Annotated in this window: 11 protein-coding genes; 10 read left to right on the forward strand and 1 reads right to left on the reverse strand. The window is 69.4% G+C overall.

Annotated features, from left to right (window positions below; translation table 11 throughout):
• Positions 1-67 precede the first annotated feature (67 nt).
• From SPOPO_RS0110930 to SPOPO_RS0110960, 8 genes are all read left to right on the forward strand, one after another.
• The gene (locus tag SPOPO_RS0110930) at positions 68-1108 is read left to right on the forward strand and encodes a phosphotransferase family protein (RefSeq protein ID WP_019874815.1); all 1041 of its coding nucleotides are present in this window, start codon (positions 68-70) and stop codon (positions 1106-1108) included.
• Between the two features lie 95 nt (positions 1109-1203).
• Positions 1204-1584: a hypothetical protein gene (locus tag SPOPO_RS32695; protein WP_019874816.1), complete on the forward strand. Its 381-nt coding sequence runs from the start codon at positions 1204-1206 to the stop codon at positions 1582-1584.
• 44 nt (positions 1585-1628) lie between these two features.
• Positions 1629-2012, forward strand: coding sequence for a hypothetical protein (locus SPOPO_RS0110940; RefSeq protein WP_019874817.1), 384 nt, complete (start codon positions 1629-1631; stop codon positions 2010-2012).
• Positions 2009-4063 carry a branched-chain amino acid ABC transporter permease gene (locus tag SPOPO_RS31980; RefSeq protein WP_156869797.1) on the forward strand — a complete coding sequence of 685 codons (2055 nt, stop codon included), beginning with the start codon at positions 2009-2011 and terminating at the stop codon, positions 4061-4063. Before SPOPO_RS0110940 ends, SPOPO_RS31980 begins: the two co-directional genes overlap by 4 nt.
• A 2-nt stretch (positions 4064-4065) precedes the next feature.
• Positions 4066-4848 (forward strand): ABC transporter ATP-binding protein, encoded by a 783-nt coding sequence (locus SPOPO_RS32700; RefSeq protein ID WP_051098350.1) that lies wholly within the window; start codon positions 4066-4068, stop codon positions 4846-4848.
• Positions 4841-5542 (forward strand): ABC transporter ATP-binding protein, encoded by a 702-nt coding sequence (locus SPOPO_RS0110950; RefSeq protein ID WP_019874818.1) that lies wholly within the window; start codon positions 4841-4843, stop codon positions 5540-5542. The genes SPOPO_RS32700 and SPOPO_RS0110950 overlap by 8 nt, the downstream gene beginning before the upstream one ends.
• Entirely contained in the window at positions 5539-6858 is a 1320-nt protein-coding gene (locus SPOPO_RS0110955; protein WP_084670993.1) for a hypothetical protein, read from the forward strand. Before SPOPO_RS0110950 ends, SPOPO_RS0110955 begins: the two co-directional genes overlap by 4 nt.
• Positions 6859-7733: 875 nt before the next feature.
• Positions 7734-10187: a choice-of-anchor D domain-containing protein gene (locus SPOPO_RS0110960; protein ID WP_156869799.1), complete on the forward strand. Its 2454-nt coding sequence runs from the start codon at positions 7734-7736 to the stop codon at positions 10185-10187.
• A gap of 511 nt (positions 10188-10698) precedes the next feature.
• On the opposite strand, the gene SPOPO_RS33715 is transcribed toward SPOPO_RS0110960, so the two are convergent.
• Positions 10699-11253 (reverse strand): CHRD domain-containing protein, encoded by a 555-nt coding sequence (locus tag SPOPO_RS33715; protein ID WP_084670994.1) that lies wholly within the window; start codon positions 11251-11253, stop codon positions 10699-10701.
• A 65-nt stretch (positions 11254-11318) separates the two neighbouring features.
• Here SPOPO_RS33715 and SPOPO_RS0110970 point away from each other — a divergent pair, with 65 nt between their 5' ends.
• A complete protein-coding gene (locus tag SPOPO_RS0110970) occupies positions 11319-11606 on the forward strand; it encodes a tetratricopeptide repeat protein (protein ID WP_169577189.1) in 288 nt (95 codons plus the stop codon).
• Positions 11603-12685 carry an alpha/beta fold hydrolase gene (locus SPOPO_RS0110975; RefSeq protein ID WP_084670996.1) on the forward strand — a complete coding sequence of 361 codons (1083 nt, stop codon included), beginning with the start codon at positions 11603-11605 and terminating at the stop codon, positions 12683-12685. Before SPOPO_RS0110970 ends, SPOPO_RS0110975 begins: the two co-directional genes overlap by 4 nt.
• The last annotated feature ends 6 nt before the right edge of the window (positions 12686-12691 follow it).

Below are 12691 nucleotides of genomic sequence, written 5' to 3' on the forward strand. Positions count from 1 at the left end.
CCGGGGGCGCTGCGCAGCAGTAGGGAGTACGGCTGACCCGGACACGGTCACGCGCTGCGATGGCGATATGCCCGACGACGACATCCCCGTGCCCCGCCTCGCCGTCTCCGACCTCGGAGCGAGCACTGCGCTGCTCTCCCGCTGGGCCGCAGCGCACTACGGCTCGGCGGCGAGCGTGGCCCGGGTCGCGCCGATGCCCGGGCACGCCGGCATCAGCTTCGGCTTCGACGTCTGTTCGGGCGGAACGGTGGAGCGCCTCGTCGTCCGCGTCGCTCCGCCGGGCCTCCGTCGCGTAGGCCCGGCTGATGTCCTGCGCCAGGTTCCTGTGCTGCAGGCCGCGAAGGAAGCCGGCGTGCCGGTCCCGGCGGTGCGGTGGTGGGGCGATGACGAGACCTGGTTCGGCTCGCCCTATTTCGTGGTGGAGCGACTGCCCGGAGCGTCGGTCAGTGCGTGGGAGCCACTGACCGGGAGTGGGGCTGATGCCGGCAAGGTCTTCGAGGAGGCCGTGCGTGCGCTCGCGGCGATCCACCGGATCGACTGGCGCGAGCGGCTCGTGGGCTGGTCCGCCCCGCGCTCCCTGGAGACGGAGATCCGAGCCTGGGAGCCGATTCTGCGCAAGGGCCGCAACGACGCCTGGACGGCGGTGGGGCTCGAGCTTGCGCAGACGCTCCTGCGGACCCGTCCGGCTGAGCCGGAGCCGGCGGTTCTCCACGGCGACTTCTACTCGAACAACTGGGTCAGCGACGGCGCGCGTCTGTTGGGGGTCGTCGACTGGGAGATCGCGTCGATCGGACCGCCGCTGCTGGACGTCGGCTGGCTGATGATGATGTACGACCCCTCCTGCTGGGGCCCGACCCGGCGGGCGTGGATGACCTGGGGGCCGTCGCCGGCGGAGATCGCGGACGGCTATCAGGCGGCTGTGGGCCGGCCGCTCGCAGACCTGGCCTGGTACCAGGCGCTGGCCTGCTGGCGCTTCGCTGCGATCACGGCCCTGAACGTGCACCTGCACCGCAGTGGGAAGCGGCCCGACGCCACCTGGGACCTGATCGGAGAGGGGTTCGACGCGCTGGTCGAACGCGGGCGGGCGCTCGCCCGGACGGGACCGTAGCGACTACCGCTGTGAACGTCGTCACGCCGGGTGTGCACTGATGGCAACGTCCGCGGCACCTCGCCGTCACCGATTTTCGAGTGCAGGAGTGAGACGTGAGGACTGACATTCTCGGTTGGCTTCGGCTGCAGTGGGACCGGGCGGGGGCCTGGGGCTGCGTGCTCGCCGGCGCCGTCACCCTGTTCATCGGGTGGCTGGGGGTCAGCGAGACGGCGTACACGGCCAAGCAGCTGCCGTACATCGCCGGCTGCGGGCTCGGGGGGATGGCGCTGATCGGCGTCGGCGCGATGCTGTGGCTGTCGGCGGACCTCCGTGACGAGTGGCGCAAGCTGGACCGGATCGAGCAGGCCATCCGGGAGTCCGGCGCCGGCGTCCTGCCCACCGCCGAGAACGGCGCGACCGCGACCGAGCAGTCCAACGGGCACGCCGGCCACCGCGGCGCAGCGCGACCGACCGTGGCGGTCGGTCGGTCCTGATGTCCTCCACCGCTGCAAGCACCCCCTGGAAACGGACCGACGCCGTGACGTCGGCGGTCCTGATGGCGGTCGGCGCGATCGTCCTCGTCGCCGGCTGGTGGGAGGTCTCCGACCGGGCCTCGATGGAGTCTCAGATCCCGGCCTTCAACATCGCTGTCCTGGGCCTGGTGCTGATCGGTGCCGGGCAGGGCCTGTGGTTCCTGCGCGGCCGCCGCGCGTGCAGTGACCGGCGTCGACTCCTCCTGGGCGCGGACGCTGCTCCTGCCGTGATCTCCGCCGCGGTCGAGGACACCGACTCCTTCGCCGGCACCGAGCGCTTCTACCACCGGCTCGACTGCGCGATGGTCGACGACCGGGACTGGGCCCCGAGCCCACGGGCCACGCACGAGCGAGTCGGCCGGACTCCGTGTGGGGTGTGTGCGCCGTGACCGCCGTCAAGCAACGTTTCTCCGACCTGACCGGTCGACTCGGCTACACCGGCTGCTGGATCGCCGGCGCGCTGCTGGTCGTGATCATCGGGGCGCCGGTCGCCGAGGCCCGCAACATGTGGCCGTTCGTGCTGACCGGCATCTCCGACGGGGCGATCTACTCCTTCGCCGCCCTCGGCCTGGTGCTGACGTTCAAGACCTCGGGCATCTTCAACTTCGCCATCGGCGCGCAGGCTGCCGCATCCGCGTACGTCTTCTACTCCTTCCGCATCGACGCCGGTCTGTCGTGGCCACTCGCCTTCCTGCTCTCGCTGGTGCTGGTCGGCCTGCTCGGCTCGTTCGTCCTGGAGCGGATCGCGTTCTGGCTCGAAGAGGCGCCCGCGGTGATGAAGGTCGTCGCGACCATCGGCCTCATCGTGCTGCTGCAGTCCGTGCTCACCGGGGCCTACGGCACCGCCACGCTGCAGTTCCCGCCGTACCTGTCCCAGGAGCAGGTGACCATCGCCGGCACCCAGGTCCTGATGAGTCAGATCATCGTTGTCGCCCTCGCACTGGTGGCCACGATCGGGCTGACCCTGTTCTTCCGCCGCAACCGCATCGGTCTGGCCATGCAGGCCCTGGTCGACGATCCTGAGCTCCTGGCCTCCGAGGGGACCAGCCCGATCACCGTCCGCCGCTACGCCTGGGCGATCGGGTCGTGCTTCGTCTCGATCTCCGGGATGCTGATCGCACCGGTGCTCGGCATCGACGTCAACCTGATGCTGCTGCTCTACATCACCGCTTTCGGCGCGGCCGCGCTCGGCGCCTTCGACAACCTCGCGGTCGCCTTCATCGCCTCCATCGGCATCGGCGTCGCCACCAATGTGCTCGGCAACGAACTCGCCGGCGCGGGCAGCACCTGGGTGACCGGCCTCTACACGCAGGTTCCGTTCATCGCGCTGGTCGCGGCGCTACTCTTCGTGCCCCGCGCCCGGCTGATCGAGCGCGGCAGCAAGCGCGCCCGCAAGCTCCCCCCGATCCGTGAGTTCCCGGCCCGGGTGAACGTCGGCATGGCGGTTGCGACGGCCGCGCTGTTCCTGATGCTGCCTCAGATCGTGGCGGCCTCCGACCTCAACCAGTTCACGGTCGGCCTCGGCTTCGCGATCGTCCTGCTCTCGCTGGCCCTGCTGCTGTGGTCCTCCGGTCAGATCTCCCTGTGCCAGATGGCCTTCGCCGCCATCGGGGCTTCGACCTTCGCGCATCTGCAGCAGGCCGGCTTCCCCTGGCTGATGTGTCTGCTGCTCGCGGGCCTGGCCGCAGTGCCGGCCGGGGCCATCGTCGCGATTCCGTCGTTCCGGCTGTCCGGGGTGTACCTCGCCGTCGCGACCTTCGGGTTCGGGCTGCTCGCGCAGAACCTGCTCTACACCTCCGGCCTGATGTTCGGCCTCGACAACTCCGAGATCATCGCCCGCCCCGACCTGCCGGGCCTGGAGACGCAGGGCGACACCGGCTACTACTACCTCGTCGTCGTCATCGCCGGACTGATGGCCGGACTCGTGCTGATGGTGCGCCGCAGCCGCCTCGGCCGCATCCTGCGGGCGCTGGCGGACTCGCCGGCGGCCCTCGACGCGCACGCCGTGCGGACCAAGGTGACCCGGATCTCGGTGTTCTGCCTCTCGGCCTTCGTCGCGGCCATCGGCGGCGCTCTGATCGGTGGCGCCACCACCGGTGCCGGCGGCGACGCGGGCGGCCCGTTCGGGTACTTCAACTCCCTCGTCCTCATCGCCGTGCTGGTCTTCTGCTCTCGCCGTCCGATCCTCGGACCGGTGCTGGCCGCGTTCCTGTTCTCGGTCGCGAAGATCTACCCGCCGATGGACTCCGGCTTCCTCCTCGACTACCGCGGCGCGATCTTCGGCGGGCTCGCCCTGGCGGTGGCGCTGTGGCCCGGCATCCGCCTGCCCCAGCTGCGGGAACGCGGGGCCGAGCGCGGGGAGAGTTCGCCGGTGTCGGCACGGGCGCACGAGTCCGCAGAGCGATCCGAGAACGAACTCGTGGGGGCGACGACCCGATGAGCATGCCTGCTCTCCAGATCGACGACGTCACCGTCAAGTTCGGCGGCCTGACCGCGGTCTCGCAGTTGTCCCTTCACGCCGAGCCGGGCAGAATCACCGCCCTGATCGGCCCGAACGGCGCTGGGAAGACGACGACCTTCAACGCCTGCACCGGCGTGGTCCGGACCGCGACCGGTCGGGTCCGGCTCGGCGACCGGAGGTTGGACAAGCTGTCCACGCCGGCGCGGGCGGCGGCCGGACTGGGCCGGACCTTCCAACGCATGGAGCTGTTCGACTCCATGTCGGTGATCGAGAACGTCTCCATGGGCCCCGAGGGCGTCCTGTCTTCGCGGCGGCCCTGGGGTCAGTTCTGGGCGCCGATGTCCGAGCGCCGCGAGATCGCGGAGCGGACCCGGCAGGCGTTGCACCGTTGTGGGTTGGAGGCGGTGACGAACCGCCGGGTGCGTGACCTCTCCACGGGGCAGCGGCGCCTCGTCGAGCTGGCCCGGGCGATCGCCAGTCCGTTCCGTTTCCTGCTGCTCGACGAACCGTCGTCGGGTCTCGACGTGCACGAGACCGAGGAGTTCGGCCGCGTCCTGTCCGAGCACGTCCGCGACACCGGCGTCGGCGTGCTGCTCGTCGAGCACGACATGGCGCTGATCGCCGACGTCAGCTCGACCGTCTACGTCCTCGACTTCGGTCGGCTGATCTGGACCGGTCCCACGACCGAGGCGATGACCTCGGAGACGGTCCGCGCCGCCTATCTCGGCGGCGACGTGAACCCGGAGGTCGAGTCGCATGCTTGAGCTGCGCAACGTGTCGGCCGGCTACGAGACGGGTCTGGTGCTGCGGAACGTCTCCCTGACGGTGCCCAAGGCTTCGGTCGTGGCGCTGCTCGGCGCGAACGGCGCCGGCAAGACCACCTTGCTGCGGGTCGCCTCGGGCCAGCTGAGTCCGGTGAGCGGACAGGTCCGCCTCGGCGGGGAGGACCTGACCGGCAAGCGGTCGGAGAAGCTGGCCCGCCGTGGGGTGTGCCATGTGCCGGAGGGCCGCGGCATCTTCCCCTCGCTCACCGTCGCCGACAACATCCGCCTGCAGGCTCCGCCCGGGGTGGACCGGCGCAAGGCCCTGAAGCAGGCCGTCGAGGCCTTCCCGCGTCTCGGTGAGCGTCTCGAGCAGCGCGCCGGGACCATGTCCGGTGGTGAGCAACAGATGCTCGCGCTCGCTCGCGCCTACGTGTGCGAGCCGCAGGTGGTCCTGCTCGACGAGGTCTCGATGGGCCTCGCCCCGAAGATCGTCGACGAGATCTTCGTCTACCTGCGGCAGTTGGCGGCGACGGGAATCTCGCTGCTCGTCGTCGAGCAGTACGTCGCGCGGGCGCTCGAACTCGCCGACTACGTCTACATCCTCGACCGCGGCCGGTTGACCTACGTCGGCGAACCGTCCGAGATCAGTGAAGAAGCAATCGCGCACTCGTACCTGGGAGGCCTGGCGTCATGAGCTCGCTCCATCGAATCGTCCGTGCGACGAGTCTCGGCGCCGCCGCGATACTCACCCTCAGCGCGAGCGCATTGGTGTGGACCGGTACCGCGAGCGCGGCCGCTCCCGACATCTACGACATGAGCGCGGAAGCGGTGGCGCTGCAGACCACGCTCACCGACCCCGGGGTGCCGCTCGGCATCCCCTTCTCGGTCGGGTCCTACGGCGCCAGCTCGATTCTCAACAGCAACGGGGAGAGCTCTGCCGACGCCGGAGCGCCGTACTCGCCGCTCGTGTCGTCGCTGCCGAACACCGGCAACGGCGTCGCGCAGTCGACGTTCGGTACCGGCCTCCCGGTCGTGCCGACCTTTCCCGGGTACGTCAGTGCCAAGGACCCGGTGCTGCCCAGTAACAAGCAGAACGCGGGCGGCTACGAACTGGTCGCGGACGCGGTGCCGGGCAAGTCGTCCGGCCGGGTCAATATCGGCGGTCAGTCCGCAACGTCGGAGGAGAACAATGCCTTCGCCTTCGCGGACAGCGTGGCCGGCGAGGACGGGATCGTCACCCGGGGCTCGGCCGGCGTCCATGCCCTGTCCTTCGACGGCATTCTCGACGTCTTCAACGTCTCGTCCTTCGCGAGCCTGACCCGCGGCCCCGACGGACGCACCACCCCCGTGACCACGACCGACCTCGGCACGATCAGCTTCGCCGGGCTGAAGTCCGGCCTGACCGGCGATGGTTTCACCGCGCTGGGGTCAGCGCCGGTGCCGCTCGACACCGCCGGCCTCGCAGCCCTCAACGGCGCCCTCAAGCCGGCGGGCATCACCCTGACCTACCTGCCGGAGATCTACGCCTACACCGACGGATCGACGAGTACAGGCCCGGCGGTCGACGCGAAGAAGGACGTCTCCGGCGTGATGTCCGGCGCGCTGCAGATCTTCTTCTCCAACACTTCCGAGCGCGGCACCACCACCGAGACCGTCACGATCGGCCGGGTCTCCCTGACCGCCACGAGCAACTCGCTGGCCGGGGGAGTCGCCGGCGCGGCCCCCGCCGCAGCGGCCGGCGCCACGGGCGGCACCGCGCTGCCGTCCACCGGAACCACCGGGATCGACGCTGCCGGTCTCGGCGCTGCGGGCCTGGGCGCGCTCCCCACCTCGACTGCTCCGACGGCGGCTCAGGCTCCGGCCCAGACGTTCATACCGGCCGCGGTGGGCTCGATCCTCCCCGAGGGCACCACCTCGTGGGAGAGCTTCTACCTGATCCTCGCGGTCGCCGCCGCGTCCGCTCTCGCCGGTGCCCAGGTCGTCCGCCTGTTGGCGGTGCGGGGACGCTGAGAGGCTCCTACTCCTGAGCGCCGCCGCGTGTCCCGGCAACCACGGTCCGGGCGTCTTCTCAGAGGTCAGCCCTGCGCGAGCGGGTCGCTCGGTGCGACCACCTTGGTGCAGTTGGCCGGCCCGCGGCCAAATCGGGGACTAGCAGGAAGACTGTGTGAGCCCGCGAGAGGTCCTCGCGTTGCCAGCCAATCTGCGGCCAAATCGTGGCGACCGTCGTGGTTGCAGACGCTGCAGAGGCCCAACGCGAGGTTTCTGTACGCTCGTGGAGGCAGGTGCAACGTTCTGCGTCCGCCTTGTAATCGAAAGGTTGCCGGTTCAAGTCCGGCCGCCGGCCCTTCTGACCTGCGGAAACGCGCGGTTCTCGCCGTTTGCGACATCGATGACGTTAAGAAAGTTGACGTCATCATCGAGTGGTTCGGTTCACTCCGGACGCCTGCGCGCGACTCTGCTCGCATCGGGAGGCTCGCTGTCTGCGAAACCTGTCGATGAGTGACGTGGTGGCGCACGGGGTTCTGGCCGGCCCCGCTCGAACGACCGCTAAGCAGCACGGCTAGATCACGACTCGCGGCGTCTGGCATTGGACCTCGACCCGGCGCAGCTGTGATCGAAGGCGGCCTGGCGGGCCGGCCCCACGAGCGAGGCGGGTACGACGCAAGCCCCTTCACTCTGGCGGTGCTCCAAGGTCGAGGCGCGACGGAGCGTTTGTCGAGCCGCAAATATCGCGGCGCAATTGGGTGCGGCGTGACGAGCGGTGAGTATCGGTCGATCGGCCGCGGTGGCCAGTGCTTTTGGCCGATGCCGGGCGGTGCGTTTCGTTCCTAACCTCGCTTGGGAAGGGGTTGGTATTTGTCGTGCGCCGAGGTGTCCTGCTCGCCGTGTCAGCGGCTCTGTTGGCGTTGCTGACACCGGTCGGCTCGGCCGAGGCTGTCGAGGTCGGGCCCGCAGCGCCCTACGACGTGCTGACGATGACCGGCTCGCACAACGGGTCCGATACCTGGGCGCTCGCGTACGGCGAGAAATCTGGTGACTCCGTATGGAGGCGGAACTACGCCGCGACCACGGGCATAATCGGGCTTTCTGGCACGCGGCAGTACCCGAACAGCAGTGATTTCGACAGCGCGAGCGTCACGCTGTATCCGCCCGTTGGTGAAGATCGGCTGGAGGCGGGGCGCACCTACCAGGTCGCCTCACTCGCGGACGAGACGCACGCGGGTCTATCCCGCTCAGTGAACTCCTCGGGCTGCCAGGGAACGGGCAGCTTCACGGTCCATGAGCTCGCCTTCGCCGAGGACGGTCGACCCTCGCAGATGGCGATCTCCTTCGACATCACGTGCCCCGGAGCCGGCGGGTCGACCACTCACGGGGAGTTGCGTTGGAACAGCTCAATGCCGTTCGAGGCCGTCGAGGTGTCACCGGACTGGCTCGAACTATGGAGCGTGGTCGTCGGAACCACCCGGACGCGGACGGTGACCTACCGCAACGCCGGGACCAGCGCCGTCACGATCACCAGACTGGACTTCGCCGGCCCAGGCGCCGCGGACTGGTCCGTCCTGTCCACCGACTGCCTCACGACCTTGGGGTCAGGACAGTCCTGCACCGCGGCCGTGGCGGTCACGCCCACCACAACCGGCAACCGGGATGCCCTTCTGCGCTTCACCGACGACACCAGGCGTAGCCCCAGCGTCGAGTTCCAGATCGACGTCAAGGGCGTGAGCGCGCCGACCAATGTCAAGGTCGCGGCGCTGCAGGGCCGCAATGTGATCACTTGGCAGCCGGGTCCAGGTCGCCTGCCGGACCGGTACGAGATCGTGAGGACCGGTGGTCTGAATCCGAGCATCACCTTCAAGGCGCCGGCCGGTGCTACCTCCTACCTCGATGACCTCCCGGGAGAAGGCAGGAAGACTTACGAGGTCGTGGCCTACCCGGCCGACGAGAAGATGAATGACCAGACTGCCGCGGCTCCAAGAGTGTCGGTCGAAGCGGCGGACCGTGAGCTCATCCTGGTCGGCGACGACGGCAGCGGCCAGACCCACCTAATGATCGGGTCGGTGGGGTCGAGTACGTCCATCACTCCCGATGGCCCGGGCGGTGTGGTCACCAGCGCCCCCACGATGGCACCCGGCGGACGCATGATCTATTACACGAAGGGAACCGGCGCTACGGCCGAGGTGTGGCGCTATGACCTCTTAGGTGGACAGTACGGAACCCTGACGGAGTGCGTCAGCTGCCACGACGACATTCACGGCGCGGATCCCGCCTACTCGCCGGACTCGAACCGCGTCGCGCTGGTGTCACCCACCGGCGCGCTGCTGCTCTGGCACCAGAGCCTTGCGGATGATTTGCGCGTCGTTTCCGGGGTGTCGGGCGTCGCCGAACCGTCCTGGCTGCGCGACAGCTCCGGCCTCGTCGTCGCGTCCCCGGTCGGCGCGGCCCTGCGCCGAGTCCTCCTGTCCGGCGAGGAGCGCGACGTCGGAACGGCGGCCCCGCTTCCCGGCACCGAGGGTGCCCGCAAGCCTGCTGTCAGTCCGGACAACAGCCGCGTCGCGTACCTGGCACCGGCCGCTGGCGGCACGGCGCTTCGGGTCATCCGGCTCGCCGGCGGCGCACCGACCACGGTGCTGCCCGGGGGTGACCTGCGCGGCGTGAGCTGGACGCCGGACGGATCGGCGGTCGTCGTGACCCGCGCCGCAGCGGGCGGCGGCTCGGAGGTGGTGTCGGTCAACGTGGCCACCGGCGCGACGGCGACGCTGTTCACCACGGTGGATCGGCTGCAGAACGCGCTACTTCGTCTGCGCGACCTGACTCCTCCTCAGCTATCCATCAACGGTCCGGTGAACACCGGACTGAACCCCACCATCACCTTCACCGCCGCGGACAACATCACCCCAAGCAGCGGGCTGAGGTACAGCTGCGCACTCGATAACTACCTCGCTCAGCCCTGCGGGCCGACCAGCTGGTCCGGCACTGTCTTACCCGGAGCCCACACCCTGACCGTCTACGTCGGAGACGTCATGGGCGCCAACGCCGCCAGCGCGACCCACCACTTCACGGCGGCGGCATCAGTCGTCGACCGGACACCGCCGCGCACCACGCTGACCTCGAAGCGGTTCACGAACACCAAGGACCGGACCCCGACCTTCAAATTCAGCGCCAACGAACATCCGGTGCGCTTTCAGTGCCGGATGGACCGCGGTCAGTGGAAGGCGTGCAACTCGGTATGGACATCGCCCCGGCTCACCAAAGGCAAGCACACCTTCCGCGTCCGGGCGGTGGATCGATCAGGCAACCTCGACCCGACCCCCGCGGTACACACCTTCCGAGTGAAGTGAGAACGCTTGGTCAGGCCCTCGGTGCGTGGATGCATCAGCGATGACGTGATGAACGCTCCGGCGAATCTGTTCGAGGGCGACAACAGGCTGCTTATGCGGTCGGTCGTCTCCGGCACGTGCGGACCATTCGTCAGCGGCTTTCAGCTCGGCCGTACCAAACGCGGCAACCGCAGGTGGTTGCGGCTGGTTGGTCGTCGAACTACGAGGCGTGGGGGCCTTCCCCCGAGCCGCGGCCCGGAGGGCCAGTCGCGTCATGTTAAATCTCACGATAAGCAGGATGCGATCGGCGTGGTTCCAGGGGGTCGTGAGGCTCCAGCTGAAACTCCCGTCCGCTGGTGGGGCGAGGTGCGGTGCCCCTCGGGCGCCTTGTAATCGAAAGGTTGCCGGTTCAAGTCCGGCCGCCGGCTCTCTCCGCTGCGCAGAATCGACCGGTGAGGCGCCGTCCTGACCGGTCGACATCCGCTGCGTCGTCGACGGAATGGCGAGTCGCGGGCCGGTCCGCTACCCCTGCTCAGCTGCCGCGAACGGCGCCGTCGGGGTATGCGGGGGTGTGGACGTTGACGTAGAAGCGGGCCGGGTTCGCGAGGATCTCGGCGACCTTGACCTTGCCGGGAACGGCTTTCACGCCGCTGGCCAGCGTCTCGCCCTCGGTGAGGCAGTCGGCGGAGTTCCCGTCGAACGGGGCGGCCAGGTTGATCAGCACCGGACCGTTCTTGCCCTTAGCGCCCCGGTGGATGTGCGCGGCCATGCCTTCGGCGGCGAAGTCGACCTTCTTGACACGCAGGACGTAGCACAGGGTCTTCGGGTCACCGTCGATCCCGAACTCGGAGATCGAACCGAAGCCGTCGGGGTCACCCCTCTTGACCCTGGGCGCCGCTGAGCTTCGCCGCGGCGACGCCGTTCGTGTGGGTGGTCCGGATTGGTGACGGGTGGCTGGGCTCCGTCTCGAGCAGATCGCCAGGTGGGTTCTGGCTTCTCGGATCCGGAACTGGCGCGGAATCGGTTGAGAGCCGACCACCGTGAGGAGCCTCCGATGAGCGTTGTCGTCGATCCCCGTCCCCGTCATCACGAGGCCGGCACCGCTTGTGCTTTCGCCCGATGCGGCGAGGCGGTCGCCGAGGTCCGGCGATCATGACAGCCGTGTTCGCGGCGTGGGCCGCGGTGCTGGTCGGTTCGGCCCGCGCGCGACTGCTCACCGTCGACGACGGAATCGATCTCGTCCGCGGTTCGTGCGGCAGGGCGGTGGAGGCGCATCTGCGCGCGGTCGCGCTGGCGGAGACGACCTTCGGGGATCCGCACGACGCCGCGGTCACCGCTCAAGCGCTGGCCGTGACGTTCACGCGCGCCGGCCGGTTCGACGACGCCGAGGTGCTGTTCCGCCGGGCGCTCAGCATCACCGGGACGCGAGGTGCGCGATGACGTGTCCCATCGCGTGGCAACCGCACGCCCTCGCGCCCGTGTTCTACGGCGCTCGCAGTCTCGCTTTCGGGGACACCACGCTGCCTTCCGGCGGGACCACCTCTCGCAGGTCGGACCCCAGCGCACCCCCGGTCCCGCTGCGGATCTTCTACCCCAGCCTGGACGGCGCGGTTGAGACCGCGCCCATCCTCAAAGGATGTGGGCGGTACCCCGTCGTGCTGTTCGCGCACGGCCACTGTGCGGGTGACCGCGAGCATTACCGCCGATGGTTCACGATCCCGGCGCAACTCGCGCGGGCGGGCTACGTCGTCGTGGTCCCCCACCTCCCGGGCAATGCCGGGGGCCAGTTCCATCCCTCGCAGCCGGCCCATCCGGACGAGGCGACGCTCGAGGCCGTCCTGTCCTGGGTGCGGTCCGGGTGGGTGCACGCCGACCTGGTTCTGCCGCCGCCCGCGACCGGAGTGGTCGGGCACAGCTACGGCGCGATGATGGGCGCTCGGTTCGCGGTCGATCGGCCGGTGTCCGCCTACGCCGGCCTGAGCGGCGGCTGGCAGGAGTGGTTCGGTGCGGAACCCTTCCCGCTGCCGCTGCTCGACATCCCGAACCTGCTCGTCTGGGGGGAGGGCATGGATCGGAACAGTCCGCTGCCGGACGGGATCTGGGAGACCATGAGACGGCCTCGGCATCGGGTGATCTTCGCCGAGGGCGAGCACTGGGACTACCTCGACGCCACCGTCCGCCTTCCCGGCAACCCGGGCCGGGGGCCCTGTCCTCACGTGGCGCGGGCGACGGCGGACCTGCTGACGATGTTCTTCGGTCGCTACCTCCCGCCGGAGTTCGCCGGCGACCTGCACTACCGCATTCCGCTGACCCTGGTGCCGCCGAGGCTCGATCTCACGGTGGAGCAGGAGTTCTACGCCGGTGGATATCTCGGCGGGTACGAGGCGTTGGCCGACGACGCGCGATGTGGCGTCGCCGTGAGTTACGAACTGCCGTCGTGGGTCCGTCTCGACCTGCCGTGGCGCCGGCCGAAACGCCGAACGGGCCCCGGACGTGGTGCCCGGAGCCCGTTCGGGTAGTGCGAG

This window comes from Sporichthya polymorpha DSM 43042 (assembly GCF_000384115.1).
Classification (GTDB): domain Bacteria; phylum Actinomycetota; class Actinomycetes; order Sporichthyales; family Sporichthyaceae; genus Sporichthya; species Sporichthya polymorpha.

Excerpts from the sequence above, each read along its gene's own strand:
- SPOPO_RS33715 (WP_084670994.1), bottom strand. The coding sequence starts at position 11,253 with ATGACGGGGACGGGGATCGACGACAACGCTCATCGGAGGCTCCTCACG.
- SPOPO_RS32700 (WP_051098350.1), top strand. The coding sequence starts at position 4,066 with ATGCCTGCTCTCCAGATCGACGACGTCACCGTCAAGTTCGGCGGCCTG.
- SPOPO_RS0110955 (WP_084670993.1), top strand. The coding sequence starts at position 5,539 with ATGAGCTCGCTCCATCGAATCGTCCGTGCGACGAGTCTCGGCGCCGCC.
- SPOPO_RS0110930 (WP_019874815.1), top strand. The coding sequence starts at position 68 with ATGCCCGACGACGACATCCCCGTGCCCCGCCTCGCCGTCTCCGACCTC.
- SPOPO_RS0110950 (WP_019874818.1), top strand. The coding sequence starts at position 4,841 with ATGCTTGAGCTGCGCAACGTGTCGGCCGGCTACGAGACGGGTCTGGTG.
- SPOPO_RS0110970 (WP_169577189.1), top strand. The coding sequence starts at position 11,319 with ATGACAGCCGTGTTCGCGGCGTGGGCCGCGGTGCTGGTCGGTTCGGCC.
- SPOPO_RS0110975 (WP_084670996.1), top strand. The coding sequence starts at position 11,603 with ATGACGTGTCCCATCGCGTGGCAACCGCACGCCCTCGCGCCCGTGTTC.